Source organism: Herbaspirillum sp. BH-1 (assembly GCF_002870055.1).
Taxonomy (GTDB): domain Bacteria; phylum Pseudomonadota; class Gammaproteobacteria; order Burkholderiales; family Burkholderiaceae_D; genus Herbaspirillum; species Herbaspirillum frisingense.
In genome coordinates this window covers 84668-110022 of the sequence record NZ_PKOI01000012.1, presented here as the reverse complement: position 1 = coordinate 110022, position 25355 = coordinate 84668, and the positions used below count along the sequence as shown (strand labels likewise).

Sequence of the window (25355 nt, the reverse complement as noted above, 5' to 3'; positions counted from 1 at the left end):
AACAGATCCGTGACCGGACGGAACGAAGCATGGTCCTTGATACGGGAGCAACGCATGGTCAGCCTTTCACCAGGCCAAGCGCCGACAGCACAACCGGTGCCAGCAACAACAAGCCTGCGATGCAATAAGCCAGTGCGGTACGCATCACCATTCCCCCAGCAGGCCATCGATGCGCTGCAACCGAGAAGCAAGGCGCTTAGAAATGGCGTTCTTTCCTTCCCAAATCACATTCCAGCGCAAGCCGTCATTGAGCACAGCCTTATGCGACATCATGCGCTGCGCGCACCTGAATTCCTGCAGGTCCTCGTCCATGCGAAGTCGGATCAATTTGAGGGCGTTGATGGCTTTTTGCTGATCGCTAATCGTGGCCATGATTCTTTAGGGTGAGCGAATCCCGCGTGCGCCAAACAGCGCACGGTAGGAATTGATTTATCGGGAGTTGAACGACCGCTTAGGCTGTCGCGAGGTCTAGCGTCATCTGGTTCTTGGCGGCCAGAAATGCGCGCGAGGAAATTGGGATGCGCACTTCTGGATTCGGCATGGCGGACATCGACACGGTACGGGACACCTCAAGCGTGGCGACAAAGGTATGGCCGCATTCGACGTTCTGGCACTGGTACGTGATTTCCTTCAGCATCGCCGACATGGTGCGGCTTTTCGCGGCACGCACCGGGCTTTGGCAGTGCGGGCATGGAAGACTGATTACTCGCATGGTGTATCTTTCCCCTTGACCTCATACAGCGCCCGGCCCCTGCCGGTGATGCGTTTGACGCTTTCTCGAAGGGTCGTCTTGACGAGCCATTCGAGGGTCTGCTCAATCGTATCGAGTCCCTGGTTTATGCGAAGCGCCTCAAGGTGGGCGTCTTCGTCATTGTGGGTCACGGTTTCATTGGCCTGCATTTTTGAGCTGCTCAAAAGTTGCTTTTTGATGCCTTGGTTTATCGGCCAACGGTATTTACGCTACCAATGGTGCTGGCCGGCAGAAGCTCTTCGGCCTTGCTCATGGCGAGCTGGCGGATGACGGTAGAAACCGGCTCACCCTGGTAGTTGGCCAGGGCCTCAACGATGGCTTGTTCGTAGGCGTCTAGGCGGACCATGTGGCGATTCTGGCGAATGCGATTCGGATCTGGATACATGGCAGTTCCCCTGGTCAGGCGGTTGCGGATTTGAGTTCTTTTTCGTAGGCGGCCAATCCGCGCAGGAACATCACTCGGATGAATGCGGCGCGGGTGCGATGATCCTGCCGGGCGAGAATTTGAGCCTTCTCGATTTCCCCGGCGGTTAGACGGAGCGTTACAGGCAGGGAGCTAATGTCCGCTGCACCAGCTTGGGCGGTGTCTTGTGTGCTCATGGGTTAATATTTGTGTACGTCACTTAGCAATGACGTGAATATAGAGTCCAAAAAGACTCATGTCAAATTGTTTATGCGTCTTTATGAACACAATCGGGGAACGTCTAAAAGCAGAGCGCACGCGCTTGGGCTTCAATCAGACAGAATTTGCGGCGGTCGGCGGCGTGCAGCGTAGGGCTCAAGTTTTCTACGAACAGGACGAGCGGCGCCCAGATGCCGGCTATTTGCTGGCCGTATCAAGACTTGGAGTCGATATCCAATTTGTTGTCACTGGAATACCAAGTGTCCAGGCACTGACGGACGACGAGGCTTTGCTCATTGACGGTTTCAGGAAACTGGACCTCAAAAATAAGGCACGTGTGCTCGGAGTCGTTGAGGGAGCTGGCGGCGCTGATACATCCTCCCCGGTGAAAAAGACAGCGCCTACGGTGACATTCCACGGCTCGGTCGGCCAGCAAATCACTGGCGACATTACGGCGCCGCAAACCATCAATGTAGGACGAAAAAAAAAGTAGGCGTGGCATAGCACCATGTTATGCGGGGGCATGCATGGGGCTTCAGTGACAAAAGCAATTGCAATTTCGAAATAAAAAAAGCAGGGTTTTAGATGTCGGAAAAAAATGGCTTCCATGGGGAAGTGGGGCAGGCAGTAATAGGTGATGTGAATGAGGGCGCACGTCTTAGCAACGTCGTAAATCTGCACCTGAATGAGTCCAAAAAGGAAGTGCAGCGAATTACCGAGTACCAACGAAGAAGAATCAAGGTATTGGTAAGGGAATGGTCCGCAATTTGTGGCGATGAAGAAATCGAAATCTACAAGATTTTCATCGAGGATTTTGGAATCCGATATTTCCGAGAATTGCCGATTGAGCACTACATGACAGTCAAAAAGACACTGGAAGAGTGGATTGCTGCTGGCTCCGATAAGGCGAGTGCGAAATCTTCTAGCGCGCCCACTTCGCATTCAGCCTTGCCTGTTCATGAACGCACCGTTTGCGCGGCTTGCGCTGAAAAGGATCTGTCGTTCTCTAGATTACAGCGTACTATTTTTTCGCAATGGTTATTGATCTTGATTTTGGCCCTTTCATGCGCATGGCTGCTTTATCAAATGCCTGCGCCTGGTGATGCAGCAACGGCAGAACAGTACTGCCTCTTTGATGGCAAGCCCTACTCGGTCGGGAGCGCAATTCGAGGTGCCGGCGGGATGTTAAGGGAATGTATGAGCGATGGAACTGGAACAGCAATGACTTGGGGTCAGCCAAAATAATTAGAGGGGGATTCGAAATGGAAATCGCAAAGATTGCCTCAGCTGGCGCAATTAAAAATCCGCTAACAATCATAGCTATTTTCGCTGGTATTGCAGAGATAAGCGGAACCTTGGTTTTGCCTCATATTGCGCCTGACAATCAGCGTCTGTACATTTATTTTTTGATGTCGTTTCCGTCGATCCTTGTATTGATCTTCTTTGGTACGTTGAACTTCAATCACCGTGTCTTGTATGCCCCTTCTGATTTTCAGTACGAGGAAAATTTTATGGGATTGTTGAAAAAGGCAAGCAGCATGGAAGTGCTACAAAAAGCTGCGGAGTCAAATATCGCCGATACCGTTCAGCAAATAAATGCTCTATCTGAAGAAAATGATGTGTCCGAAATGTCGGCAAATGTTGAAGCACCACCTGATGCTGCACTAACGGAAGCTATTTCACAAGGGGATACGAAATCAGCAGAGCCAGCGAAACCTGTTGATCCGAAGCCAGAAGACCAAGAAGGCAAGTCAAGCAATTTTAACTTTAATAATACCGTAGTCCTCTCGAACAAAATTCATCGCGACATGCTGCGAGCATATTCTTCGCGTGAAGTCGAACAATGTGCTATTTCTGAAATTGCGAAAAACTTCTTCGACGTCAGCCCTGTTTTTGACATGAGGCTAGACGGGCATCCGTATATCTTCGACGCTGTTGCATCATCGGCGACGTCATTCACTTTGTTTGAAGCATTCGTCGTTAATACTCCAACAGAGGCCATTGAGAAAACTCAGAAATTCCTATCTCAAGTTTATCGACTTTCCCCCAAACTTTCGGAAGAACAGAAGAGGTTGCTTGGAGCAGTTGTTGTACCAATTTTCTCTCCGATGATGAATGCTGTAGCGATTTCGGAGTGCACACGTCAACTTGAAGAAATTTCTCTCGATTCTGGGCTCAAGTCTGTTGTCTACACATATTCTCTTTCCAGAATTCTAAAAACGCTTCGCACTCAAAAATCGACGTAACAATAGCAAGAATTTAGCTTAGCCAGCATTGTTCTCTGAAATGATCTCGCCAGTTACACCAAGTTAGAACGAATTTGACGGGGACATTTTTTGACGGCAACGATATGGCCGGTTTCGGCGAAACTTCCGAATGACGTATTGAAGAATAATTACCCGTCCGAACGGGGAGGGATTTGATGACGGCCAGGAACGAACACATTACAAGTTTTCTTGATCAATACATCGATCGAATGTCGTCTCCGAAATTTGCGGTGCTGTTGAAAGGAAAATGGGGCGTCGGGAAAACCTGGTTCATTAATAATTATTTCAAGCAAAGACTTAGTCGGTCGGTTGATGACAGCTCCGGCGCCGAAGCAACCATCGAGAATATTGACGGCAAAAAGAACTTTTTGTATATCTCGTTGTATGGCATAAAAACTACTACAGCAATTGATGATGAGCTTTTCAAGCAAATTCATCCTATCTTAAGCAGTCGTACCATGCAGCTGGCGGGAAGCGTCTTAAAAACTACTCTTAAGATCAGCACCAATTTTGACGTCAACAACGACGGGAAACCTGATGGTTCATTAAGCGTCGCTCTTCCTGCCGATTGGCTAGTGGACAAGACAAAAAAAGCTAGCAAGATGGTCATCGTATTCGATGACTTAGAAAGAGCTTCGATGGAAGTGGTTGAAGTGCTGGGCTACATCAATAAATTCTTAGAGCACGGCGACAGCAAAATTATAATTCTGGCTAACCAAGACGAAATTGTCGGTGCCGCTGACGCAACCAGCGATGAGGACGATGGGCTGCAAGGGGCCGAAAAGTCGACATATATAAGAGCTAAAGAAAAGCTAATTGGAAGAGAGTTTGATATTCAACCTGACGTTGAATTGGCCATTGATTCTTTTATTAGCGAACTGAGTAGCGATACAAAAATTCTCCTAAAAGATAGCAAGAACCTCATCTCCAACATCTATCTTCAAAGCGGAAGTAACAATTTACGCTTGGCACGCAAAGCGCTGCAGGAGTTTGATCGATGGACAAGCATCCTTCCTCGCGACATCGTTGCGAATTCCGGCTTTTATAATCAATTCTTGTCCCTATTTTCGATCTTTTCCTATGAAATTGGATGCGGAAATCTCCGCCCCGATGAGATATCACACCTGAAGGGTATTGCATACCATTTCGGAAACACAACGGTTTCGCTGAGACAAAAAAGACTGGATGCAATTACCGAAAAATATGCCGGAACAGATTTATCCATAAAGATCGTGGAGGATGAAATCTGGCAATCAATTCTGGACGAAGGTTACACGGACCTTAAGAAACTTAACAACGAAATCCGCAGTTCGACATACTTTTTAAGCGGTGAGCAACCGCTGTGGGTGAAGCTTTGGCACTTCCCGGACCTGTCGCCCACTGAATACTATGATCTACTCTTGAAATTTGAAAACGAATGGAAATCTGCGGCTTACGAAGCCCCCGAGATTGTTTTGCATATAACAGGATTGCTGATCGAACTTTCGGAAAAGGGATATTACTCAAGGCCAAAAGACGAAGTCGTAGAGCGTGCAAAACGAAAATTGGACGCGATGTATGAAAACGGGAAATTTACGCTACCAACCGAAATAGAAAATCTCTATGCGTCCTTTTCGTCCGGCTGGAACGGATTAGGATATTACAGTCAGACGGCACCAGAGTTCCTAGAGGTACGCGACTATATTTCCGCCTATCGACGGGATATACGAATCGCGAAAGTTAAGGCTGAAGCTCACGCACTGGTAGAAAAGATGGCAATAGACGTTCGCGATTTCGCGATTGCTCTAACACTAGGTCAAGGTGGAGGTCTTTTCAGTCACACAGCGATCTTACATTATGTCGAGCCAGAATTTTTCCTCGATAAGTGGAAGAGTCTAAAGATGTCTGATCGGCGCCTATGCGGTTACGTTTTCGAGAAGCGCTATGAGCACCTTAATATTTTCACAAACGCCGTTGACGAACGCAGCTGGATAAGTAGCCTACATTCGCTGGTAGAAAAGGAAATCGAAGCTCAAGATAGCACCTTTGCCCGGGCATCGTTTAAAACATTTCGGGATCAATTGCGGAAGGGACTGGAAGATTTGTCAAGATTGGAATCTTCTCCACCCAGTACGATAAATTAGCTAATTACGACTGCCATATCGGAGAAAATCAGGTCTGATTATTCTCCGCAATGATTTCACGTACTTCTTTTATTTTTGCCCACTCTAGCGTAGCGGCACGCTTGGCGCTCTGCTTAGTTGCATAGGTTCGTTTTAGCGCCTTCGCATTGTGAGCTTTTCCCGCTAGCTCTGTGCCTGTCTTGTTTTTCGTTCTTGCTTTATCGTACCACTCTGCCTTAACACCGGTGATCCCTTCCTCGGGATCGTGTTCAAGTTCACGCTTGATGTCGGCTGGCTCGGATTTTGTCTCAAACTCGATGCGCGTAGTAAAACCGCTGCCGCTGATGGAGTGCGTGACGGTCTTCGATAGCCATTCCGTGGCGTCGATATCTGCCTTAAATCCCGAAACCACCACAGGCGATTGCGGCATGATGCTGGCATCGCCAAGAGCGAGTTGCATTTCGAAGGTGGCCAGGCCGCGTTCGATGCGTTGCCATTCCGCCGTAGCCGCCGTGCGCGCATCGGCTTCATTCGCAAAGGTGGTGCGCAAGCGCTTGCTGTTTCCGGCCTGGCCAGCAACGACGCTGCGGCGTCGGCCATATTTCTCATCCATCCAGAAGGCACGCACGCCGCTATAGGCGTCCGATTCCGAGCTGTGATAACGATGCTGGTCCCCCAGCGCGCGCACGACCTTGACCACCGGCAGTGACTTGCCGCTGGCGGTGCGACTCTCGTTGATCGGTATGAATAGCAGCGTTTCATTCTTCACCGTGGCCACGGCATCGTATTTCTTGCCCAGGCGGCGCAGCAGCGCGGAATCGCTCTCATGCGTCTGGTCCAGGTGCTTGATGGAGATGCCGCGCAGGCCGGCAGAGATACCTGACGCCAGACCATTGCCGGCGGCGATGGCATCGACTACGGCGCCAAGCGTAGTTTCATGGAAGCTGCGGTCCCGCTGCTGGCGAAACGCATCGATCATGCTGGCCGACCTGGCACGGATGGTGAGCCGATCCGGCGCACCACTATGCTCCACCTCGGAGACCACGAACGCCCCTTTGTCCACTAGTGGCGAACCCTGCCAGCCGAGGGCAAAAGTCAGCTTCGCGCCCTTGGGCGGAATTTTCAGCTTGCCGTCGGTATCATCCAGCTCAATGTCCAGTTGATCGGCCTCGTCACCCCGGCACTCTCGCAGCGTGATGCTCATGAGCCTGTCGGAGACCGGGCGGCTGACATCCTTGTCTTCGATGACGATGCGGAAAGCTGGCGCGGTCGTGGTCATTGGCCAATCCCGCCGAACGTGCCGGCAATGCCGCCGGCAGTCGTCTTGATGCCTTCGATGGCGCTGCCGACCACATCGCGCGCTTTGTCTGCGATGCTGTTGGTGATACCGTCGATGTCGACCATGTTGCGCAGATCTGAGATATCCCCCAAGCCCAGCGACGACAGCACACTATCGTCGGTGCGCTTCAGCTTGATGGTGAATTCGATGCGCTTGGCATCGCCGTCGCCATCGAGCACCGTGCGCCCTTCGTCCATGCTCTCGATGACGTAGGAGCCATAGATGCGCCCGGTTCCCTGGATCAGGAACCAGCTCTTGCCCGTATCAGCCATCAGGCGCAGGGCATCCAGCGAAAAGGCGCTACCGGTCAGCTCCGGTGCAATCCAGCCCGACAAGGTAATGGCGTCATCCCCTTTACCGGTGAACTGCACCGCATCGCGCCGGCCCACCCGTGCATTGCTGGCGAACTTCCATTGCGTTTGCCGCTGAAGCTCCTGATAGGCCAGCGTGGGCAGGCTGAACACGAACATTCCCAAGACCATCATCATGATTTCTTCCTTAGTCCCAATCTGCGAGGTTGGAGCGCTGGCGCGAGGCCTTCACGCGGTCGCGCCGGTCCAGCTCGGCGACCACCGCCCGGGCGATGGCCTGTTCATCCATGCCAGGGGCCGGCTGGATGATGATCTGCACCGTGTCACCCTGGTGGACGACAGGCTGCATGCTGGCCTGACTGACTGGCGGACGGCTATCAAAGGCCATCGCGGGCATACTGCCCGCGCCAATGGCTACGGCGGCGCCGGCGCCGGCCAGCTTGCCGGCCAGGATGCTTACAGTGGACAGCGGCCCGTCCTGGCCACGATTCAGTCCAACGGTCAGGCCTTGCATGGTGTAGTCGCCCAGCTCGGCAAAAACCCGGCTCGGGCTATGGATGTCGAGCTTTTCCTTGAACCAGCCGATAACACTGGCACCGGCACCCAGCACCGCATCCTTGACGGCGCCGATGCCGCTGGTGATGCCGTTGACTAGGCCGCGCAGGATCATGGCGCCGAACTCGGTAAATTTGGCCGGCAGCTCGATGCCAAACCAACTCAGCACACCGGCAAACGCCTGGTAGAACAGGCCCACCGGCGACCAATTCAAAATCAGCGCGCCCACGCCGGCCAGGCCGCCCGCAAAGGCACTGCGTACCTGCTGCCACAGGTTGCCGAAGAATCCGGCAATAGGTTCCCAATTCCGGTACAGCAGATAGGCAGCGGCGGCGATGGCGCTCACCACCAGGCCAATAGGGTTCATCAGGAAGATCCGCCCCAGCCACATGAAGACTGTTCCAACGCCGCGCAGGATGGGCATGAGCAAACCGCCCTGCAGGCCGATCTTGGCGAACAGGACGTGCAACATGGCATAAGGACCGATGACTGAGGCCAGGGCCAGCATCAGCGGCCCCATCACCACCATGATGGCGGCGATGGCGGAGAAGCCCACAATCATGGCCTTGGCGGTGGCAGGATTGCGCTCCATGAAACCAGTCAGCGCCCGGACGGCATTGGCGGCCATCTGCAGGCCTGAAGCGTAGAGCGGTAGAATCTTGGTGCCCAGCTCCAGCTTCAGGTCCGCCACTTTGGACAGGGTTTCCAGTTCCTTGCCGCTGGCCGTGTCTTGCCCGAGCTTGTCGAGCTCGTCGATGTTGGCGGCGCCCCGGTTCAGTTTCTCGTTCTTGTGGATCTGCGCGCGCTGCTGGTACATAGTGGAAAAGAGCTGCGCGGCCGTGCGGTTCGAGAAGATGCCGCCGATAGCATCAAGGATGCCTTTCTCGTCGGTGATGCCCTTACTGGCCAGCTGTGGCAACAGCACTTTCTCCATCCATTCGAATTGGTTCTCGCGGAACCGGTCCGCGCCTTTGATGGCACCCGGGTTCAGGAACGAGACCTGGCCGGCCTTGTCATGCTTGACCTTCGATTGATCGCCGATCAGGCCCAAATCAGCCAGCATGCCGATAGAACGCTTGGTGGTCCGGCCCTGATAGAGGTTCTGATAAGCACTCATCATCGAGGTGCCGACCCGGTTACCGCCCATTTCCTGCACGAGGGATTCCATCTGGTAATAAAAGGATTCGTCCTTGAGACCCTTGGCCGCGATACCGCCCGTCTTAATCAGGTTCAGCCACTCGCCCGGACCGACCCGGCCACCGGTGGCGGTCAATACCTGCTGCACCATGTTGGCCTGTTTGGAGAACGCGCCGATGTCCTTGGTGCCGTTGCGCATTTCGATAACCTTCAGCATATCCATGAACTTGCGCTCGTTCTCGGCGCCCTCGGCCTCCCCGTAGAAGGCGTGATTGCCAAATTTCATCTTGGCCATCATGGGCGCGACCATTTCGGCATGGTGCGTGTCACCAAAGGCCGTGATGCCATCGCGCAGCAATTGCAGATTGTCGAGCTGGCTGGTGCCGTAGGTTTTCATGTCGCGGGCGAACTTGATCGCCTCGGCCGTGGCGGCCGGCCCCAGGCCTAGCGCACGTACGCGGCCGTTTTCGGTCTCATAGTGTTTCGCTTCCTTCAGGCCAGCCAGGGCCGGCGCGGCCAGGGCGGCTCCGGTGGCCGTGGCACCAACGCCGGCCGCCGCCAGGCCGCCTGCGGTGCTGCGCAACTTGTCCGCCCGCTGTCGGGCACTGGCCATGGCCTGCTGCTGGCGCTGGCTGGCGGCCAGCTTCTTCTGTTGGTCGGCCAGCTCGGTATTGGTGGCGGCGATACTGTTCTTGAGCCAGGTCTGCGCGGTGGCCAGCTGGCGCGAACCGATGCCCGCATCGGCCAGGTGCTCGCGCAGAGCACGATACTGCGTACCTTGCCGCTCGCTGGCCTCCTGCAGGGACTTGACACTGCGCACGGCCGCATTGAATTCGCGCGTCATGGCACGGGTCGGGTTCTCGGTGCCCTTCATCCTGGCCGCCAGCTCGGCGACACGCTGCTGCGCGGTTGACAGTTCGGCATTCGTCTTGCGCATGCCCTGGTGCAGCTCGCGCAGGCCGTCGAGGTCTTTTTGTTGCTTGTTCAGCTCACGCAGGCGGTCGCTGGTGTCCTTGAGCGCCTTTCCGGTATCGCGGGCGCCGCCGGTGATCTTTTTCAGCGGGGCGGTGATTTTCTCCATCATGGAGAACACGACCTGCATTTTCAGTTCATTTGCCATCTATTCCGCCCCGCTGCGCATTCGGGCGCGCTCGCGCCACTTCATCAGGTCTGCTAGTTCCAAGTCATCCATCGCGGCCGGCGGCCAATGGAACACGGTCGCGATGTCCGCCATCGCGTCTTCTACTTCGATTGGGAGACCAAGGCGCGGTCCGCCTTCGGTGCCAAAAAAACGGAGACTTCCATGCCGCACTTGATCAGGTCGGCCGGGTCCATTGCTGCAACGTCGAATTGCGTCAGGGGCGGTTCGCTAATACGCGGCAGCACCACCTGCAGTGCGCTCACGTTCATATTCATCAGATCCATCAGGCTGACGCCGCGCAGCGCCCCGGACTTGGGACGGCGCAAGGTCAGTTCGGTGATTTGGGTATTGCCGCGCATCAGCGGTTCGTCCAGTTCGATGACGGCGGTTTCGATTTTGATGGGAGTAGTCATGGTGTTCCTTGTGAGAATGGAGAAAGTACAAGCCAGGCGGCGCAGTGCCGCCCAGCACTTACAGCCCGATGGCCTTGTTGATTGCGGCGCGGCGATCTTCACCGGCAACGATTTCGATGCCGTTCATGAAATCGAAATCGAAGATCACTTCGCCGTCGATGGTGAGTTTGTAGGCACTCAGCGGCATGGTGAATTTCTGGGTCGTGTCGTCGGCCACCTTGGCAGTGCCCATATCGACTTCTTTGTAGCGACCACGCGCGACGACTTCCACCGCCTGGACGCGGGCGTCGTCGTCGCTCTGATAGGCGCCTGCAAAACGCAACTGCACCGCGCCATGGGTGGCCGCCGCATACTTCTTCAGCGATTCTTTCACCAGGCCGCCGGCCGTCCATTCGAGCTGCATTGCTTCCTGGCCGAAGTCAACCGATACCGGGCCGGACATCCCGCCCGCGCGATATTCCTCCATCTTGCGAGACAGCTTCGGCAAGGTCACTTCCGTGGCCTGGCCGGAATAATTGAACCCGTCTTCGAACAGGTTGAAATCCTTCAGTTTGCTGGGCATCCCCATTTTTCATACTCCTTTCAATAGATGCGAAAGGCGGCCGGACCGGCCGCCGTTACTTACGCGGAGACGCGGGCGCTGAAATCGGCCAGATACTGGTCGGTGATGCGCTGTTGCAGCAGCAGGTTTTCAAGCGGTGGCACCGGCGTGTAGTTGTAGTCGATGGTCAGCTTGCCCGACTTCAACGAGTCCACATCGTTGAACTCTTCATCGAACCAGGCTTCACCATCAATGATGTAGCCGCTGGCGCGCAGCTGCCGGAACTTGTTATTGATGCTGGCCAGGATGTCCCGGACCAGGGACGGATTGAGCGGCTTGTCGACGAATTCGAACATCGCTTCGGCGATGGTGTCACGCAGGACCTGCGCGGTCCGGGTGTAGCTCTCGAATGGGAAGTAGCCGCCCTGTGCCTCGCAGGTACGGGAACCCCAAAAGCGGTAGCCGCTCATGTTGATCAGCGTGGTGACCTCCTTCGCGTTCAGGATGCCGGCATCGGTCGCCGGGTCCTGCAGGTCCCAGGACACGTCCTTGCTGATGCCGGTCGGGCCATTGATGACCATATTGGAAATGGTCTTGTGCCATCCGATGGTCTCGTCCAGCTTGGCGCGCATGCCCAGCGCATAGCAGACTGCGGAGATATTGGCATCTGCCTTTTGCTCCGAATCCCAGTCGAGGAATTCCGGCCAGATCAGCATCAATTCGCGCTGGCCAAATTGGCCACGGTAGTTCGTCGCCTCCACAGCGGTGGCGCCGCGTGCATAGGCATACACAAAAGCGCGCAGGGTCTGAGCGATGCTCACCAGCTCATTGGTCACCGCCTGGCTGTCCAGCCCGGGCGCGCCCAGGATGCGCGGCTTGAAACCGAACTTGCTCTGTGCAGCCAGCAATGCCTGGGCGCCAGTGTATTTGCCATCGCTCACGCCGCCAATCACGTTGTTGCTCAGTTCTGCCGGGTCGTCGGACTCTTCCACGCGCACGACGATGGTCAGCGGCTTGGCCTGCTTGCCGATGGCCTTCAAGGTGCGCAGCAGCGTACCGGATTTGCCGGCCTTGCCTTGTGCTGCGATGACGTTGGTCAACAAGACAGGGACATTCAGCGGGAAGGCTGTCGGGTCCGCGTCGTCTGCCGTGGCGATCAAGCCGATGACGGCGGTCGAAATGGTGCGGATTGGCCGGCTACCCTCGTTGACCTCGACAACCCGTACGCCGTGGTGATAATCAGTTGCCATTGTTCATGCTCCTTTGGTTTCAGTGCGGCTTTCGCCGGATTTCAGATTTGGTACGGCAAGGTGCCGCTCATGGAGAAAGGCGCAAACTCAGCATTGCGAGCGCAGCCGACGATAGAGAGGGCAGCACCACGTCCAGCACCTGCCACTTGTCCCAGGTCCAGGGAAACCAGCCGTACCCCCATGACGCTGCCGGATCGGTGGCATGGCCGTGCAATTCCTCGACTTCCAGCTTTTTGCGCGACCAGTACCACACCACCACCGCAAGTACGCTGGCCGGTGCGCCGCACAGTAGTGCGACCGGTAGCTGGATCAATAGGCCTTCCAGACAGTGCGAAAGACTCAGGCGCCAGCGGGCGCTGCCAAACCAGATAATGAGTTTTCCGAGCATGCTTAGGCCCCTGTGTATTGAACGAAGCACAGCGCATAGAAAGGCGGCAAATTGCTGATGTCCGCGCCGCCGCCGGTATTGGCCGCACTGGCCGTAACGCCTGTCTTGCTCACGCTGGCGTGCTGTGGATAGGTCGTACCGATCGTTTGACCGCCACTGATGTTTTGGCCGCTCTGATAGGAGCCAGGGTTGTAGGTGACAACGTCGTGATAGTGGCCTGGATCGTTGACCGTGATCGCGTGGGTGTGCGAAGGCAGCTGCGCGGCCGACAGTTTGTAAGAAGCTGCGCCGCCCGTCGCACTTGCGGCATAGGCGCCTCCTGCGCCCACAATGAACCTGTCGGTGAGGTTCGACGTACCATTGGCACCGGTGGCCAGATGCCAGCCCGCTCCCCACGCCGCAGAGACGGCCGCTTCCGTAGCAACACCCGACCACATTCGGACCTCGCCCACGACAGGTGCTATTCCGGCTACTTCCGATCTCGTCGCAAGAATTGAGGTGCTAGGCATGGCCACCCAAAACGCTTCTGCAGGTGCCGCGTCTAACAATTCAGCCGTCATGCCGAACGGATTTTTAGGCGCGATTTCCAGCAGAACAGATCGCCAGTAAGCGGAGGCAGCGACCTCTGCATTCATGTCCAGATTGATGTACAGGTCTGATACACCCGTATTGACGCCAGAAACGTGCGTTTTGTATGTGGTTACATACTTTGCGGCCAGTTCGATAGCGGTGCCGTAAGCAGCGCTGATGAGGATATCGCCCTGTTTTATCGTGAACTCGATAATCGCGGTCTGCGAAGTGCCACCATAACCAAGATGAAGACGGAAGAACCATTGGGTAGCGTTATTGCCCACAGGCAGATTGGCGACATGCAGGACGCCGGTCTTCTTATTCAACGTACCAGAAAAGAGAGGTCGCCAAGCAACAGCCTCCTCGATGGCTGATAAGGCAAATTCAGTGCTCGCGGCCTGGTTATTGTTGGTGCCAGGTACCGCCGTAGGTACTTTCGGCGCGCCGGTGAATGTCGGCGATGCAAGCGGCGCCTTCTGCGCCAGCGCATTGGTCACCGTGGCGGAAAAATTGGCGTCGTTACCCATGGCGTCCGCCAGTTCCTTGAGGGTATCGAGTGCCGAGGGAGCATTCCCGACCAAGGATGCGATTTCACTGCGCACAAAGGCGGTCGTGGCCAGCTGGGTATTATTGGTGCCGGAAGCGGCCGTAGGCGCTTTCGGCGTGCCAGTAAAAGTCGGCGATGCCAAATCGGCCTTGAGGGCGAGAGCCTTGGCGGCGAACTCGGTCGTTGCCAACTGGGTAGTGCTGGTGCCAGGGGCGGCCGTGGGCGCCTTCGGCACGCCAGTAAAAGTAGGTGATGCCAAGGGCGCCAAGTCAGGATGCTTGTGGTCCTTGGGGGCGGCATAGACGACGATGGCGTCATCCACGTACTTGCGTGTAGCCAGCACGACGGTGGGGTCAATCTTCAGCTCAATGGCCGACGCGCTGGCCACCAGCAGAACGATGCGGATCTGTTGGTCCTTGCCCGAACCGGACGCGAGCGCTGGTTTCAGGCTTGGCGGGCAATTCGCGACAATGATCAAGTCGCCGTCTTCATCGAAGACGCCAATCTCGCGCACCCACCAGCCGCCCACCTCGGCAGGCAAGACCTGTTCGATGATCAGCTGGCTGGCGTCATTCTCGTCGGGAAAGATCGTATTGATCAGCGCCCGGCGCTGTTCATTGACCAGGGCCTTCTGCTTGCGGCTGGGGATCGGCGTTTCTCCGTTGCCGTCGCCGACCGCCATATATTTGAGCTTCAGCGGTTCGCCCAGGGCAATCGCCTTGGCAATCTTGGCTTCGCCGATTTCAGTTGGAAGAGAGTAATAGTCGCTCATGGGTAGATGGTCATGACTTCAATGAGGTGGGCAGCGGTGCCGATGTGAATTCTTCCGGTAGATTCGACCTGGCCTGGAATCCAGGGGTAGACGGTAATGGCCTCACCCACCTGCACCAGGCCACCGATATAGATGGCGCCGCGCGATTCGAGGTGGATACGCAGGCCGGTAAGGTGGCGCGATAGCGGCTTGGCGTCGTCAATGAGCCGTTCCATCTCGGCAAACATCTCTTCGGTGATACCCGTCTCCAGCACACCGACATCGAGCGCGAAGGTGCCACGGCGGCCAGGCGGATCTGTCTGCCACCATTCGGTGATCTTGATCACGTAGCCCAGCGACTCGACCACGCCACGAACGGCGGCGATAGTGCCCTTGTGCTGATGGATATAGCGGGATGCCTTGATGGTCTTGCGCTTGATCGCCTCGGACCAGCCATCGTCCCAGCGGTCCACCGAAAATGACCAGGCGAGGAAAGGCAGCAAGGCCACGGGACAGCGGTCCGGGTTCCAGAGGTCGCGAAGCGGCACCGGCGTCTTGGCCAGTTCTGCGCAGGCGCGTGCAAGAGCACGTTCCAGCGCAGTGGTGTTCGGGGGCAAGGTAGGCACCGGGTTATACATCGTCGATCTCTTCCAGCACCTCGGCAGTGATAGTGATGGCGGTGCAGCGGGCGGCCTGCGTCCTGCCGCACAGGATGTCGGCCGCAGGCGATTTGATGAGCACGTTGCGCACTCCCTCGACTTTCAGCGCCGCCACGTAGGCATTCCGATAGACGCTGTAGCCAAGAGGGCGCGGCGGATTTGCCATGGCGGCAGCGTTCGCCCTGGCGGCGCTGATTGCAATGGGCGCCTCGGGGCGTTTCTCGACATACACGACAGCTTCCAGCACGTAGTCGGTGACTTCCCCTTGCACCACGGATACCAGATCGCCCAGCGGACGCACGTCTTCAGCCGACAAGGCGTCTTCTACCGCCTGCAGCACTTCGGGCGGCGCCTGCCAATCGGTAGAGGTCGCCAAGACAGCCACCACGACCTCGCAGGGCGCCGGGCTGACCGCACGGGCATCAAGCACGCGACCGTCGGCACTGCGCGCATGGAATTCATAGGCATTGCGAGGGCCGGCCGTGGATAGAGCATCCGGGGCTTCCTGGATGCGCAGGCGGTATGCATCGTCGTCTTCGCGCACTTCCTCCACCGGAGGAGATGCGTCCGGATCGGCCTCGATCAGCACTAGGCGCTTGACGTTGGTGTTTGCCCCGATCTGGTCAAGGTCGGCATCAATGGCGAAGGGCAGCATGACCGCCCGGGCGGCATCATTGACACGGTTGCGCAGCAGCAGCTCTTGATAGGCGTTCTCCTGCAGCAGCTTCGTGGCAGGCTCCGACTCCAGGGACAGCACTTTGGCGGCGGCTTCACGCTGTTCCTGTGGCAGCAGCGCCAGGACGGCAGCCTTACGATTGGCAAGGATGGTCTCGTAGTCCAGGGTTTCCAGCACCTGCGGCGCCGGCAACAGCGAAAGATCGATAGGAGAACTCATTGCATCGCCCCTTCGCGGACCTGTACCGAGAATTCGATTGCCCTTCCGTTGGTCACTGCCTGCAGCACGACCGAAATCGCACCCGTTGCGTCACGGTTCAGATTGACCTCCGATAGCGAAATCCGCGGCTCCCACAGCGCCAGGCGATAGGCCACAGCAGCATAGATGCGCATGACGGTAACCCCGTTCAGGGGCTGGTCGATCAATTCAGGAATTTCCGATCCATAGGCACGGCGGTAGATGCGGGTTCCCAGGGGCGTCATGAGAATGTCGCGCACGGACTGGCGGATGTGGTCCAGCAGTGACATGCTGCGGCCGGTTGATGCGTCCATGGCGATCATGGCACCGGCCCTCCCGACTGTTCATCGCCGCGCTTGACTTGACTGTGTGCATGGCCACGTAAGCTGATAGGACCGGCCTTCACGTCGCCTGTGGCCGCTACGTCCCCATCGATGGTCATGGCAGCGCCACCGCCGCCGCCCTCTACCTTGGCGCCTTGCTTCAATGCGCTGAAGCCCTCCACCAACAGATTGCCTTTGATGGTCACATCGCCGGTGCAGGTGGTTTGCGGTGCATCGGCGGTCACGGTATCGGCCTTGACTAGCGCCGATCCGCCCGCCGGCAGAATGGCAGACAGCGCATGCGTGCTGAAATCGTAGAGCACGACGGCGCCGTCAGGGTAGTGAATGGAGCGAACCTTAAGATTGGATTGAGGCGCCGGTGACTCGGCCGAGAACAGGCCGGCCAGGACTTTGCCCTGCGTCAGATCGCCGTTCGGCGAAAAGACGATCACCTGCTCCCCGATGGAAGGCGGAGACCAGTGGACGACATCCCCGGCCCGCAGTGCGATCCACTGCAGCCAGGTGGTCAGCAGCGAAGGCGACAGGCGCACGCGCACCTTGTCCGCATTGATCTCGGCAATCTTGCCGATGCGGATCAAATTTGGGATGGTGCGAATGAGTTCGGAGAGGTCGGGCGTCATGCAACCCATGTTGCCGGAGCACGCGCGGGAAGGCACGTGGCGATGGGTTGATATACGACTTACCGACCAAGAGGGTATTCAACGCCTGCGAGCCGTCGAAACTTGCTAATCGCTGACATTGCGTAAAGAAATGCAAATTGCGTAATCTATTTTAAAGCTGTTTTTTTGCTCCAATAGAATCAGGTGGAATTTCAATGCCACGGTCCGGAGCTGATATGAACAACAATCATAAGTTAGCTATTTCATTTGTCGCACTCATTTTTTTTACTGCGCTCATCTTTAGTGGGAAGTGCCTGGCGTTTATTAATGGTGAGCCGGCGTTTGTTGGAATTTCCTATGTTCTTTTTGTCGCAATCGGGTTCGTAGCAAGTCTTTTTGTATTTGTGATCGCGTATGCATCGTCAGAGAGTTCCAGATCGGTCAGGATGTCGTTCCTGTTTGTACTGATCCCGCTCTTTTGGGTTGTACTACGCGTGCAATCTCATATGGGATTTTCAGGTTTCTGCTCGTAAGAGAACATCAAGTAGGAACTATTCCAAAAGGGGAGCGGAGCCACCAACATGGGCGCATTTCATATTTACCGCTTATTCTTCATTTCGGCGTTTCTGACCATGACCTGCCTATGCCATCGGAATCACGACAAAGTGACACAACGGCGTTTTATTCTCTGGAGTGTGTCTTCTACTTAATATGGTCTAACCACTCAAAATCTGCATCTTTTACGCATTCTTGGAATTTTTCGATCTCCTTCGAGATTGAACTAGTTGGTATTTCGTACCTCAGGCTGTAGTCGAGAAAATCGAACGTGTAAATAACCGAAAACGATGACTTATTCAATATGCGAACCACGCTGCTAGCACTACTTCCCAGGAATTGGCCTCTTATTTCTTCATGATCTCTGCCAGTAGGCAGCAATGCGTACCCATGGGCTCCGTCGATATCCGCCGACGTCAAGATTTGCTTAGAGGGTTGCTGTGACTTTGGACTCAACCAATATCGCGATTCCATGCGACCACAAGATTTTTTATCAGACAGTTCCGTGCTACAGGAACGTGTGCGCGCAATAATTTCAACACCTATTTCCTGAGATCCCTGCTTGTCCTTGGCCGATACGGTCAAGTCGCATCTCCGCCAATCCTTCATCTGTCGAATACAGACGCTTTGGTGAAGGTTGCTGACGTAGTAGAGGCACTTATCGTTCGCTTCTCCACCCGCCGGGCCTGCGCGGCTGCAGTTGCAGCATTCAGAGGAGTGTAGGTCTCGTAAGCAATTGAGATCTCCGATAATTGTCTCGGCATCGAGATGGACGAAACCGCAGACGAATCGTCTTGGAAAATTACGAGATGGTTGGCGTCGAACCAACGAAAGAAGATTCCCGGCATTGGTTTCGGAAGAGAGAATCCTTCAGATCGCCCGTTACGGAGGTTTCGGATATCAATGCGGCCAGTGGCGCACTCACCTAAACATTCATCTACCAGATAGTTCTCTACAACAAAGCTGCCATCAGGTGATAATTTTGAATTAAAGAGCATCATATTCGGCCCTTTGTTCATCCACCAAATGACTGCTACGGCTACAGAGGCCAGTACAACATACTTGGTAGCATGGCAAATTCTCGGCATCATCGAGAATGACATAACTATTCTTCAGTCTTCAAGAAGTCAATCACGTGATCGATTTTCTTTTGGCATGATCGTAGCTCGCGTCCGACCATTGACTGTGTTCCGAAATTAAATTTGTCCGCGACTTTCTTGTAACGTTCTGAGCCGTCGCCGAAGCCCATATATCCATTAGTACCTTCTAATTGCCTTACCCTCAGCGTGCCATGCTGAATATCAAGCTCAGCAAGGCCAAAATTTCCATCGTGGCTCCAATCGTCCGTAAAGTTGAATAAAAATTTACCGTCTTTTTTCAGCTTTCCCGCAATCCGTCCTGATGCGACTTTTCCTCTTGGCGCGTAGGCCATCATTACAAAGCCGCAGAGCTGATCTCCACGTCGATATAACCAGATGTCCCGTACCATGTGCGTGACAGGCCTGTCACCCTCGCGGCACTGTGCGTCGCACGGATCTTCGTTATGCCAGGCAGAGTAGCCCTGTCGCAGCTTATCTTTTGCCAGTGCTGTTCCTGACACGCACACCAACGCCATTCCTAAAGTCTGGATCAGAAGCTTCACTGCGTTTTCTCTACTGCGCGCTTTCATACGTCGGCCTCATTAAGCTAAGGTGAGATCGATCGTCGCATATCTTGCTGACAAATAGCTGAGCTATCGGGCTTCCTGCAAGTGTTCAAGCAGAAGCTCTCGGATCTTTGCCGCATCAGTGGTAGTGAACCCCAGCAGCGGACGGGCTGGGTATTTGTAATTCGGGCCGCGAGGAGCAACTTTGTCAGGCAACCCCTCATGATGCACACGCGCAATGCGCGCCACCTTTCCAAAAAAGCCGACCGATGCCTGGTCCGCATCCGCTCGAATCTGCAGATAGGTATTCGTGCGTAGCTTGCCGAACATAGCCGCTTTCTGCCGCTTGATCCGCCCGGATTTACTGCGCAGTTCCTTGCGATTCTTGCGTGCCGGATAGGGCGTGCCGTCCGGCGCCACTTGCTGCGCGATCAGGCGGGCGTGTTCGCGCCGCAAGTCATTGGCGACCTTACGCACGAGTTGGCGCCGCTGTGCGGGTTGCAGCTTGGCAATGAGGGCACCGGCCCATTCTTCCAGACGTTGCAGATCATCACTCATGGCAGCTTCGGCACGTCCCACTCGGTCAGCAGGGTCTCGCCCTGGTAGAGCCGCCAGAAGTCATCCGGGAAAGGTGGAGTAAGCTGCGGCTCAGCCGCATGGACAATTTCCAGGCGGCCACCGTCGTGTCGCTTCACGATAGTGCGCTCGGTGAGCGCCAGCTTGATGGACAAGTCCAGGGATGTGGCGCTGTTCATGTCCACCTCGAAACGTATCGCCTTCCTGGCATTCTCAGGATTGGCGAAGGATTCGCGCTGATGAACCCGCATCCAGGCCAGCAGCGGCACGAACACCAGATCGAGGTCCAGCCCGATATCGGTCAAGATCAGGTTCAGCACATAGTCGTACTCGAAGGACAGACCGGCCGTGCCGGTGGCGCGTGATCCGCCCTCATCGATGAAGATGTGCAGCTTGTCCGGATTCTGCACCAGATCCTTAATGGCCTTGCGCAGATAGTCCCGCAGATTGTTGGGCTTGTACATTCAGTTTCTCGCGCAAGGCGTTGTAGGCGTCGATCAGGGCATTGCTTTGTCGGATGGCGTCATCACCATCGCTGGCGATGTCGTCAAGAAATTCTGCTGCCGCTGGCGTAAGTTCGGCTCGCGCTTCTTGGCCAGGTCGGCCGGGAGTGCCGGTATCTGCGCAACCGGCCCCGGTGGGCACTGAAGCGATAACGGGGATTGACAGCCGGATAGCGCCACTGCGCACACCAGCAATAAAGGCGTCTTTCTCATTGCGTGCAGCATCCCTTTCATTGGTGAGTTTGTCGGTGATGGCCTGGATGGCGTCGCGGGCGTTGCGCTCGGCCTGCAGCACCTTTTGCGTACGCTCGGCGCGGGCATCAGCGGCGGCCTGATTGGCGGTAGCAATGCCGGATTTCAGGTTGTCGATATCCGCATTCTTTCGCCAGCCCTGAATCGTCCACGCCGCAGCAAAAGCCAGGGCCAGAAAACTGGTGTCGAGCAAGACGCGCAGGCGCGTGCGCCATGTGTCCGTGAGCGTCATGCCAGCACTCCGCCGGCTTCCACGAAGGCCAGGTGCAGTTCCTCGCTGGTCTTCAAGGTGGGCAGCACGATGGCCTCACCGCCTTCCCGCGTGAATGCCTTTTCGAGATCCACATAGCGATGCTCGAATTGGCCGTATCCAGCGCCTGGCAACGACGCCCAGATGTTTCTGCACTTGCTGATGGCCTCCTGCAGGCGGCCAGCATCGACGTCGGGCAAGGCCCGGCATTCCCTGATCTGCTGCAGAGCGATAGTGTCTTGCACGTCTGGCCCGAAACCCGTCAGACCGAGCCGCTGGCGATAGATGTCGTAGTAGCGCATCAGCAACTGGTAACCGCCGGCCGCAGTGGACCAATTCTTGATGCGTGGAATCCAGACACGCACCCGAGGGTGATCGGCATAACTGGCGAAACGGGTTCGGCCGACGATCTGGTCATATCCTCGGTCACGCGTGGTCGGCGAATTCGAGGTGCCTTCTGAAAAGCGCAGCATGCCCAGGAATGCGCGACGATTGTCGATGGCGTTCAAATCGATTCCTTCACGTCACGCGCCAGCTCGGCAATGTCCTTGCCCTGGCGCCGTTGGAACCACAGGGCCACGGCCCGGGTGATCCACCAGGCCGGCGCGCCGACCATCAAATCGACCGGCTTCGGTCCGAGCACAGCGGCCATTGTCGGCACATGCTGCAGCAGCACCGAAAACGCCAGGTCGCCGAACATGATGGAGAACGCACCGGCGCAGGCCAGACGCACCACAAATTCCTTCTCGTTGAACGAGCCGTCTGCATTGCGCGGCGGCAGGACGATATACAACAGCGCCGCGCCGACCATGCCGAGCACGGCCTTGATGCCGTAGATTTTCAGGATGGCAGCGATGCCACCGGCGGATTCTGCTGCCATAACGTGATTTCCCCTTGTCATTGATTTGCTGTTCATGTCGTCATTCCCACAAACTGATGCTGTCGCGCGCGCTGGTCGGCGCTTCCATCGCATCCGGCAGCGTGACCATCGTGCCCGCCGGCAGCACGGCGCCAAGCGCCGCAAGCGATGGATTCAAGGTCAGTGCCTGTTCCACATAGCCGCTGCTGGCGCCCAGGTAGCGAAACACCAGTGCATCGAGCGTGTCGCCCTGCTGGCTGCGGACCTGCATCAGATCAGCTCTACGGTCGCATGCGTGCGGCCGAGAATGTCATTGATGGCCCAATGCCCGTTACGGCGCTGCACGTCCGGCGCCGTGTCCATCCATTCCATGTTCTTCTTGTCGGTCAGCGCGCTCGCGGTGGTGTCGTAGTCCCGGTAGCTCTCGAAAATATCGGCCTTGGCGAAGCTATAGACCGCTCGGCGGTAGTGCGCCAGATACTGGCTTTCTCCATCTACCTGCAGCGCCGGCACCTGTTCCAGCTTCTCGATACCGCTGGCCAGGTGCTGCAGTTGCCAGTCGCGTAGCAACCGATTGGCCGTCAGAATTGCGTCCACCAGGGCAGGGCGTAGGCGTGCATCGGTTACTGTCGAGTCCAGCCGCATAGCGTCCCGCATGTCCGGCATGCTGATGTCCGGGAAAAATCCGTCGTTGGTGATGGCCTTCACCTCGGCCGGCGCGGCCGGTGCCGGCGTCACCGGCACGTCATCGATGTAGTTCATGGTCTTGGAGAATGTAGGGGGCGGTGGCCGGGACATCCGACGGACAATGCCGCTTCCCTCCCGGGCCGCCCTGCGCCGTGGGGTGCTCTTTACTTGGCCGGCTCGGCAAACTTCTTCAGTCGCCGTTCCAGCCGCTCGATGTCCTTCTTGACGCCGGCCGCCTGGTGCAGCTCACATGCGCGGGTGAGGTGCTGCAGTGCCGCCGTGGCATGGTCTGCCGAGGCGGCTGTTACGTTCTCGGCGTCCACCTGATTGACCAGCTCCAGCAGGGCCAGGCCGAGCGCCTTATGCACCTTGGCGCGCGCCTGGTCGGGCGTATCGGCATTGCCCGTCATGGCCAGGACCTGCTGGAGGATATCGGCCGCCCGTGCAGGCTCGTCCTTCAGCCGGCCGCCCAGACTCGCGCCTGCGAAATCGTCCTGCAGCAGCGTGGGTAAGGTCCGGTTGTAGCGATCTGGCAGCATGAACTGGTGTTCCATGGCATAGCCTGCGATCTGCAGGGCGCGTTCGTAGTCGCCCACATCGATGTGCCACACCAGCACATTGGCCAGCACTTCGTCCTGAGCACCGCGCCCGGCGGACAGCACGCCATCAATCCAGTCTTGATAGGCCGGCAGCATGGTGGCCTTCATTTCGATCTTGCGTTCGATCGATTGGATGTTGGACAGCGTGCGCCGGTCTTCGTGGAGCTTCATCAACATCAGCTCATAGGCGCTGCCGGTGGTCACGCCGCCCGGCTCGCCGGCGGACGCTGCCAGCTTGCCGAGCATGCGCTCACGGTGGCGCGCGGCGGGAGACAGGCGGGACATCAGGCGCCGCCTGCTGCCGCATCCTGCAGCACCACGTTTTCAACCAGCGTGGCCAGGCCTTCATCCTCGATCACATAGGCGTCGTTCGACGATTCGTAGTTTTCGATGCGGTCGGCCTTGGGTTCGTCGACCACGCGACGGCGGCGGCCACCGTTCTGGAAGTAGATCGACAGATTGTCCAGGCGGGTGATCAGCATGGCATTGGCCGGGAAGGACGGCACGCGCACCGCCGGCAGTCCGCCGATGCGCTTCTGGCTGATGATGACGTCAGCGGCCAGGGTCTCGGTCGGCGCCTTTTCCTTGTTGATCAGCGGGAAATACTTGTCGTGCAGCAGCTCGCGACCGACGATCACCACCAGGCCGGTATCGTCCTGATACCACGGGTCCAGATTGGTCACCGCGTCATACACGGCAGCGTCGAGGTTCGCGTAGTCCGCGCCTGCGCCACTGCCAATGACCACCTTGCCCGGCAGGTCCTGGCCGACCAGGCCCAGGACGCGCTGGGGCGAGTTCTCGCGGATCTGCTGCAGCCAGCCCTTATTGACGTCCTGCAGCAGCGGATACTGCGCCAGGTTGGTATCGGCCGCGACCTTCACGCCGTTGAAACCGATCATGATGCGGTCCAGCGCCTGGCGCTTCAGAATCGCATTGGCCACACGGGTCTGGAAGTCTTGGAACTTGGCCCAGGCATCCAACTTGGCATAGGTGATGTGAGTATCGAAGTTGGTCTTCTCGCAGCGATAACGGGTGTTGGTCATGGCCGACGCATCCCGGGTGCTGCGGCGCTTGTCACCGCGCGTGTCGGTACGGCTGGCGATGGGGCCGGATACGCCCAGGCCGATTTTCTCGCCTTCCAGCTCATCGACGCCGATGATGTTGATGCTGCCCAGGAATTCGGACGATTCCTGCATTTTGTCTTCGAGCTTCTGCTGCACGCTCGGGTCCACCGAGAAGGTGGAGTGGACGGCGCCGCCGGCGACATCGTTGAGCGTCGCCAGGCGCGAAGTGTAGGCGTTATAGGCGGCGCGGGTCTGATTCTTCATGTGTTCTGCTCCAGTGAAATGCGGAAATGGTGTACTTGGTCGGCCGACAGCTTAGAACTCGGTCTGCACGGTGCCGCTGTTGCCGCCGCCGGTGGCCGGCGGGCGCTGCAGGTTGCTCTTGTCGGTCAGGTTGATGGTCTGGCGGAACTGCTCGGCGGTGGTCGATTCATCGCCGACGCGCTTTTCCAGCTTCTCCAGGCGCGACACGGCTTCGGCAGCGATCTTGCCGGCCTGCGCGGCCTCTTGCGCGAACTCGCCCACCTTTTCGGCAACGGCGGTCATAGCGGCCACCACGTCGGCATGCTGGGCATCGGCTTTCTTCTCACCACCACCAATGCGGCTGAACAGTTGCTTGATGGTCTCGGCCACGCTGGGGCCGTCTTCCTCGAATTCGATATTGGCCTCGATGGCCTCGGAGAACAGGTTCTCCGGCTTCAGCTTGCGGGGAGTGAAAGGCGAGACCTTCGGATTGGTGGCCGAGAACTGCAGAATCTCGGTACCCAGGCTGGCCGGACTGTCGGTCACGGCCAGGCCGACCAGATAGGAACTGCCGGTGTCGGCGAACTTATCGGCCAGCTCGATGCTGGTGTAGATCTTCTGACGGTCCTTGTTCATGGCGATCAGGGCGGGCGTCGGCTCGATCTGTGCGAACAGCGCCAAGCGCTTACCGCTTTCGGTGTCGACCTCTTCGGCCTTCAGCGACAGCACGTCGCCATAGGCCTTGAACGGGCCATCAGGCAGCAGACTGCGCAGGTGTTCAACCCACACGCGAGCGCCGTAGGTTTTCACGTTGTAGCTGTCGGCCATTTGCTGGATTTGCTCGCGGCTGATGCTGCGGCCGTCGGTGGTCGCGCCCTCGGTCGCGACGCGGAAAAATTTGCTCTTGGTTGCCATGAGATTT

The 25355-nt window shown here is 57.0% G+C and carries 35 protein-coding genes; 5 read left to right on the top strand and 30 right to left on the bottom strand.

Annotated features, from left to right (window positions below; genetic code table 11):
• Positions 1-144: 144 nt before the first annotated feature.
• The 5 genes from HBH1_RS16535 to HBH1_RS16515 form a co-directional block, all read right to left on the bottom strand.
• On the bottom strand, positions 145-372 hold the full coding sequence (locus HBH1_RS16535; protein ID WP_102663623.1) for a hypothetical protein: 228 nt from the start codon (positions 370-372) through the stop codon (positions 145-147).
• A 79-nt stretch (positions 373-451) separates the two neighbouring features.
• Complete coding sequence (locus HBH1_RS16530) at positions 452-712, bottom strand: Ogr/Delta-like zinc finger protein (RefSeq protein WP_102663622.1); 261 nt, start codon at positions 710-712, stop codon at positions 452-454.
• Positions 703-900, bottom strand: coding sequence for a hypothetical protein (locus HBH1_RS16525; RefSeq protein WP_102663621.1), 198 nt, complete (start codon positions 898-900; stop codon positions 703-705). The genes HBH1_RS16530 and HBH1_RS16525 overlap by 10 nt, the downstream gene beginning before the upstream one ends.
• Positions 901-938: 38 nt before the next feature.
• Positions 939-1097, bottom strand: a complete 159-nt coding sequence (locus HBH1_RS16520; RefSeq protein ID WP_369878626.1) for a hypothetical protein — start codon at positions 1095-1097, stop codon at positions 939-941.
• Between the two features lie 53 nt (positions 1098-1150).
• Positions 1151-1351 (bottom strand): hypothetical protein, encoded by a 201-nt coding sequence (locus tag HBH1_RS16515; protein ID WP_102663619.1) that lies wholly within the window; start codon positions 1349-1351, stop codon positions 1151-1153.
• An 83-nt stretch (positions 1352-1434) separates the two neighbouring features.
• On the opposite strand from HBH1_RS16515, the gene HBH1_RS16510 reads away from it, so the two are divergent.
• The 4 genes from HBH1_RS16510 (at position 1435) to HBH1_RS16500 (ending at position 5763) form a co-directional block, all read left to right on the top strand.
• On the top strand, positions 1435-1866 hold the full coding sequence (locus HBH1_RS16510; RefSeq protein ID WP_102663618.1) for a helix-turn-helix domain-containing protein: 432 nt from the start codon (positions 1435-1437) through the stop codon (positions 1864-1866).
• Between the two features lie 92 nt (positions 1867-1958).
• Positions 1959-2618, top strand: coding sequence for a hypothetical protein (locus HBH1_RS16505; protein WP_102663617.1), 660 nt, complete (start codon positions 1959-1961; stop codon positions 2616-2618).
• 17 nt (positions 2619-2635) lie between these two features.
• Complete coding sequence (locus HBH1_RS24980) at positions 2636-3619, top strand: hypothetical protein (RefSeq protein ID WP_146012873.1); 984 nt, start codon at positions 2636-2638, stop codon at positions 3617-3619.
• A gap of 176 nt (positions 3620-3795) precedes the next feature.
• The gene (locus tag HBH1_RS16500; RefSeq protein WP_102663616.1) at positions 3796-5763 is read left to right on the top strand and encodes a P-loop NTPase fold protein; all 1968 of its coding nucleotides are present in this window, start codon (positions 3796-3798) and stop codon (positions 5761-5763) included.
• Between the two features lie 28 nt (positions 5764-5791).
• Here the strand turns inward: HBH1_RS16500 and HBH1_RS16495 are convergent, their stop codons facing one another.
• The 13 genes from HBH1_RS16495 to HBH1_RS16435 form a co-directional block, all read right to left on the bottom strand.
• Positions 5792-7021, bottom strand: coding sequence for a contractile injection system protein, VgrG/Pvc8 family (locus tag HBH1_RS16495; RefSeq protein WP_102663615.1), 1230 nt, complete (start codon positions 7019-7021; stop codon positions 5792-5794).
• The gene (locus HBH1_RS16490) at positions 7018-7569 is read right to left on the bottom strand and encodes a phage tail protein (protein WP_102663614.1); all 552 of its coding nucleotides are present in this window, start codon (positions 7567-7569) and stop codon (positions 7018-7020) included. Before HBH1_RS16490 ends, HBH1_RS16495 begins: the two co-directional genes overlap by 4 nt.
• A 10-nt stretch (positions 7570-7579) precedes the next feature.
• A complete protein-coding gene (locus tag HBH1_RS16485; RefSeq protein ID WP_102663613.1) occupies positions 7580-10204 on the bottom strand; it encodes a phage tail tape measure protein in 2625 nt (874 codons plus the stop codon).
• Positions 10205-10318 (bottom strand): GpE family phage tail protein, encoded by a 114-nt coding sequence (locus HBH1_RS16480; RefSeq protein ID WP_102663612.1) that lies wholly within the window; start codon positions 10316-10318, stop codon positions 10205-10207.
• A gap of 8 nt (positions 10319-10326) precedes the next feature.
• Entirely contained in the window at positions 10327-10638 is a 312-nt protein-coding gene (locus HBH1_RS16475) for a phage tail assembly protein (protein WP_102663611.1), read from the bottom strand.
• Positions 10639-10696: 58 nt separating this feature from the next.
• Positions 10697-11206 carry a phage major tail tube protein gene (locus HBH1_RS16470; RefSeq protein ID WP_102663610.1) on the bottom strand — a complete coding sequence of 170 codons (510 nt, stop codon included), beginning with the start codon at positions 11204-11206 and terminating at the stop codon, positions 10697-10699.
• A gap of 53 nt (positions 11207-11259) precedes the next feature.
• Complete coding sequence (locus tag HBH1_RS16465; RefSeq protein WP_102663609.1) at positions 11260-12429, bottom strand: phage tail sheath protein; 1170 nt, start codon at positions 12427-12429, stop codon at positions 11260-11262.
• A gap of 67 nt (positions 12430-12496) precedes the next feature.
• The gene (locus HBH1_RS16460; RefSeq protein ID WP_102663608.1) at positions 12497-12817 is read right to left on the bottom strand and encodes a hypothetical protein; all 321 of its coding nucleotides are present in this window, start codon (positions 12815-12817) and stop codon (positions 12497-12499) included.
• A gap of 2 nt (positions 12818-12819) precedes the next feature.
• On the bottom strand, positions 12820-14706 hold the full coding sequence (locus HBH1_RS16455) for a phage tail-collar fiber domain-containing protein (RefSeq protein WP_102663607.1): 1887 nt from the start codon (positions 14704-14706) through the stop codon (positions 12820-12822).
• A complete protein-coding gene (locus HBH1_RS16450; RefSeq protein ID WP_102663606.1) occupies positions 14703-15323 on the bottom strand; it encodes a phage tail protein I in 621 nt (206 codons plus the stop codon). Before HBH1_RS16450 ends, HBH1_RS16455 begins: the two co-directional genes overlap by 4 nt.
• Positions 15316-16239: a baseplate assembly protein gene (locus tag HBH1_RS16445; RefSeq protein WP_102663605.1), complete on the bottom strand. Its 924-nt coding sequence runs from the start codon at positions 16237-16239 to the stop codon at positions 15316-15318. The genes HBH1_RS16450 and HBH1_RS16445 overlap by 8 nt, the downstream gene beginning before the upstream one ends.
• Positions 16236-16580: a GPW/gp25 family protein gene (locus tag HBH1_RS16440; protein ID WP_102663604.1), complete on the bottom strand. Its 345-nt coding sequence runs from the start codon at positions 16578-16580 to the stop codon at positions 16236-16238. Before HBH1_RS16440 ends, HBH1_RS16445 begins: the two co-directional genes overlap by 4 nt.
• Entirely contained in the window at positions 16577-17221 is a 645-nt protein-coding gene (locus tag HBH1_RS16435; protein WP_102663603.1) for a phage baseplate assembly protein V, read from the bottom strand. The genes HBH1_RS16440 and HBH1_RS16435 overlap by 4 nt, the downstream gene beginning before the upstream one ends.
• A gap of 215 nt (positions 17222-17436) precedes the next feature.
• Between HBH1_RS16435 and HBH1_RS25115 the strand changes: the two genes are divergently transcribed.
• Positions 17437-17733, top strand: coding sequence for a hypothetical protein (locus tag HBH1_RS25115; RefSeq protein WP_158243302.1), 297 nt, complete (start codon positions 17437-17439; stop codon positions 17731-17733).
• 627 nt (positions 17734-18360) lie between these two features.
• Here the strand turns inward: HBH1_RS25115 and HBH1_RS24975 are convergent.
• The 12 genes from HBH1_RS24975 to HBH1_RS16380 all read right to left on the bottom strand — a co-directional run bounded on the left by HBH1_RS24975 (position 18361) and on the right by HBH1_RS16380 (position 25348).
• On the bottom strand, positions 18361-18858 hold the full coding sequence (locus HBH1_RS24975; protein ID WP_146012872.1) for a hypothetical protein: 498 nt from the start codon (positions 18856-18858) through the stop codon (positions 18361-18363).
• Positions 18859-18860: 2 nt separating this feature from the next.
• The gene (locus tag HBH1_RS16430; RefSeq protein WP_146012871.1) at positions 18861-19397 is read right to left on the bottom strand and encodes a hypothetical protein; all 537 of its coding nucleotides are present in this window, start codon (positions 19395-19397) and stop codon (positions 18861-18863) included.
• A gap of 90 nt (positions 19398-19487) precedes the next feature.
• The gene (locus HBH1_RS16425; protein ID WP_102663601.1) at positions 19488-19958 is read right to left on the bottom strand and encodes a phage virion morphogenesis protein; all 471 of its coding nucleotides are present in this window, start codon (positions 19956-19958) and stop codon (positions 19488-19490) included.
• Complete coding sequence (locus HBH1_RS16420) at positions 19955-20440, bottom strand: phage tail protein (RefSeq protein ID WP_102663600.1); 486 nt, start codon at positions 20438-20440, stop codon at positions 19955-19957. Before HBH1_RS16420 ends, HBH1_RS16425 begins: the two co-directional genes overlap by 4 nt.
• Positions 20394-20963 carry a lysis system i-spanin subunit Rz gene (locus tag HBH1_RS16415; RefSeq protein ID WP_102663599.1) on the bottom strand — a complete coding sequence of 190 codons (570 nt, stop codon included), beginning with the start codon at positions 20961-20963 and terminating at the stop codon, positions 20394-20396. The genes HBH1_RS16420 and HBH1_RS16415 overlap by 47 nt, the downstream gene beginning before the upstream one ends.
• Positions 20960-21490 (bottom strand): glycoside hydrolase family 24 protein, encoded by a 531-nt coding sequence (locus HBH1_RS16410; protein ID WP_102663598.1) that lies wholly within the window; start codon positions 21488-21490, stop codon positions 20960-20962. Before HBH1_RS16410 ends, HBH1_RS16415 begins: the two co-directional genes overlap by 4 nt.
• Entirely contained in the window at positions 21487-21897 is a 411-nt protein-coding gene (locus tag HBH1_RS16405; protein WP_233207631.1) for a hypothetical protein, read from the bottom strand. The genes HBH1_RS16410 and HBH1_RS16405 overlap by 4 nt, the downstream gene beginning before the upstream one ends.
• Before the next feature lie 4 nt (positions 21898-21901).
• The gene (locus HBH1_RS16400; protein WP_006464189.1) at positions 21902-22111 is read right to left on the bottom strand and encodes a tail protein X; all 210 of its coding nucleotides are present in this window, start codon (positions 22109-22111) and stop codon (positions 21902-21904) included.
• Positions 22111-22602 carry a head completion/stabilization protein gene (locus HBH1_RS16395; RefSeq protein WP_102663596.1) on the bottom strand — a complete coding sequence of 164 codons (492 nt, stop codon included), beginning with the start codon at positions 22600-22602 and terminating at the stop codon, positions 22111-22113. The genes HBH1_RS16400 and HBH1_RS16395 overlap by 1 nt, the downstream gene beginning before the upstream one ends.
• Positions 22603-22691: 89 nt before the next feature.
• Positions 22692-23411 (bottom strand): phage terminase small subunit, encoded by a 720-nt coding sequence (gene gpM, locus HBH1_RS16390; protein WP_102663595.1) that lies wholly within the window; start codon positions 23409-23411, stop codon positions 22692-22694.
• The gene (locus tag HBH1_RS16385) at positions 23411-24454 is read right to left on the bottom strand and encodes a phage major capsid protein, P2 family (protein ID WP_102663594.1); all 1044 of its coding nucleotides are present in this window, start codon (positions 24452-24454) and stop codon (positions 23411-23413) included. Before HBH1_RS16385 ends, gpM begins: the two co-directional genes overlap by 1 nt.
• A 51-nt stretch (positions 24455-24505) precedes the next feature.
• Positions 24506-25348, bottom strand: a complete 843-nt coding sequence (locus HBH1_RS16380; protein ID WP_102663593.1) for a GPO family capsid scaffolding protein — start codon at positions 25346-25348, stop codon at positions 24506-24508.
• Positions 25349-25355: the final 7 nt, after the last annotated feature.

Bases quoted from the DNA above. Each gene is read 5' to 3' on its own strand.
- HBH1_RS16535 (WP_102663623.1), bottom strand. From the start codon at position 372: ATGGCCACGATTAGCGATCAGCAAAAAGCCATCAACGCCCTCAAATTG.
- HBH1_RS16530 (WP_102663622.1), bottom strand. From the start codon at position 712: ATGCGAGTAATCAGTCTTCCATGCCCGCACTGCCAAAGCCCGGTGCGT.
- HBH1_RS16525 (WP_102663621.1), bottom strand. From the start codon at position 900: ATGCAGGCCAATGAAACCGTGACCCACAATGACGAAGACGCCCACCTT.
- HBH1_RS16520 (WP_369878626.1), bottom strand. From the start codon at position 1,097: ATGGTCCGCCTAGACGCCTACGAACAAGCCATCGTTGAGGCCCTGGCC.
- HBH1_RS16515 (WP_102663619.1), bottom strand. From the start codon at position 1,351: ATGAGCACACAAGACACCGCCCAAGCTGGTGCAGCGGACATTAGCTCC.
- HBH1_RS16510 (WP_102663618.1), top strand. From the start codon at position 1,435: ATGAACACAATCGGGGAACGTCTAAAAGCAGAGCGCACGCGCTTGGGC.
- HBH1_RS16505 (WP_102663617.1), top strand. From the start codon at position 1,959: ATGTCGGAAAAAAATGGCTTCCATGGGGAAGTGGGGCAGGCAGTAATA.
- HBH1_RS24980 (WP_146012873.1), top strand. From the start codon at position 2,636: ATGGAAATCGCAAAGATTGCCTCAGCTGGCGCAATTAAAAATCCGCTA.
- HBH1_RS16500 (WP_102663616.1), top strand. From the start codon at position 3,796: ATGACGGCCAGGAACGAACACATTACAAGTTTTCTTGATCAATACATC.
- HBH1_RS16495 (WP_102663615.1), bottom strand. From the start codon at position 7,021: ATGACCACGACCGCGCCAGCTTTCCGCATCGTCATCGAAGACAAGGAT.
- HBH1_RS16490 (WP_102663614.1), bottom strand. From the start codon at position 7,569: ATGATGATGGTCTTGGGAATGTTCGTGTTCAGCCTGCCCACGCTGGCC.
- HBH1_RS16485 (WP_102663613.1), bottom strand. From the start codon at position 10,204: ATGGCAAATGAACTGAAAATGCAGGTCGTGTTCTCCATGATGGAGAAA.
- HBH1_RS16480 (WP_102663612.1), bottom strand. From the start codon at position 10,318: ATGGCGGACATCGCGACCGTGTTCCATTGGCCGCCGGCCGCGATGGAT.
- HBH1_RS16475 (WP_102663611.1), bottom strand. From the start codon at position 10,638: ATGACTACTCCCATCAAAATCGAAACCGCCGTCATCGAACTGGACGAA.
- HBH1_RS16470 (WP_102663610.1), bottom strand. From the start codon at position 11,206: ATGGGGATGCCCAGCAAACTGAAGGATTTCAACCTGTTCGAAGACGGG.
- HBH1_RS16465 (WP_102663609.1), bottom strand. From the start codon at position 12,429: ATGGCAACTGATTATCACCACGGCGTACGGGTTGTCGAGGTCAACGAG.
- HBH1_RS16460 (WP_102663608.1), bottom strand. From the start codon at position 12,817: ATGCTCGGAAAACTCATTATCTGGTTTGGCAGCGCCCGCTGGCGCCTG.
- HBH1_RS16455 (WP_102663607.1), bottom strand. From the start codon at position 14,706: ATGAGCGACTATTACTCTCTTCCAACTGAAATCGGCGAAGCCAAGATT.
- HBH1_RS16450 (WP_102663606.1), bottom strand. From the start codon at position 15,323: ATGTATAACCCGGTGCCTACCTTGCCCCCGAACACCACTGCGCTGGAA.
- HBH1_RS16445 (WP_102663605.1), bottom strand. From the start codon at position 16,239: ATGAGTTCTCCTATCGATCTTTCGCTGTTGCCGGCGCCGCAGGTGCTG.
- HBH1_RS16440 (WP_102663604.1), bottom strand. From the start codon at position 16,580: ATGATCGCCATGGACGCATCAACCGGCCGCAGCATGTCACTGCTGGAC.
- HBH1_RS16435 (WP_102663603.1), bottom strand. From the start codon at position 17,221: ATGACGCCCGACCTCTCCGAACTCATTCGCACCATCCCAAATTTGATC.
- HBH1_RS25115 (WP_158243302.1), top strand. From the start codon at position 17,437: ATGAACAACAATCATAAGTTAGCTATTTCATTTGTCGCACTCATTTTT.
- HBH1_RS24975 (WP_146012872.1), bottom strand. From the start codon at position 18,858: ATGTCATTCTCGATGATGCCGAGAATTTGCCATGCTACCAAGTATGTT.
- HBH1_RS16425 (WP_102663601.1), bottom strand. From the start codon at position 19,958: ATGAGTGATGATCTGCAACGTCTGGAAGAATGGGCCGGTGCCCTCATT.
- HBH1_RS16420 (WP_102663600.1), bottom strand. From the start codon at position 20,440: ATGTACAAGCCCAACAATCTGCGGGACTATCTGCGCAAGGCCATTAAG.
- HBH1_RS16415 (WP_102663599.1), bottom strand. From the start codon at position 20,963: ATGACGCTCACGGACACATGGCGCACGCGCCTGCGCGTCTTGCTCGAC.
- HBH1_RS16405 (WP_233207631.1), bottom strand. From the start codon at position 21,897: ATGAACAGCAAATCAATGACAAGGGGAAATCACGTTATGGCAGCAGAA.
- HBH1_RS16400 (WP_006464189.1), bottom strand. From the start codon at position 22,111: ATGCAGGTCCGCAGCCAGCAGGGCGACACGCTCGATGCACTGGTGTTT.
- HBH1_RS16395 (WP_102663596.1), bottom strand. From the start codon at position 22,602: ATGAACTACATCGATGACGTGCCGGTGACGCCGGCACCGGCCGCGCCG.
- gpM (WP_102663595.1), bottom strand. From the start codon at position 23,411: ATGTCCCGCCTGTCTCCCGCCGCGCGCCACCGTGAGCGCATGCTCGGC.
- HBH1_RS16385 (WP_102663594.1), bottom strand. From the start codon at position 24,454: ATGAAGAATCAGACCCGCGCCGCCTATAACGCCTACACTTCGCGCCTG.
- HBH1_RS16380 (WP_102663593.1), bottom strand. From the start codon at position 25,348: ATGGCAACCAAGAGCAAATTTTTCCGCGTCGCGACCGAGGGCGCGACC.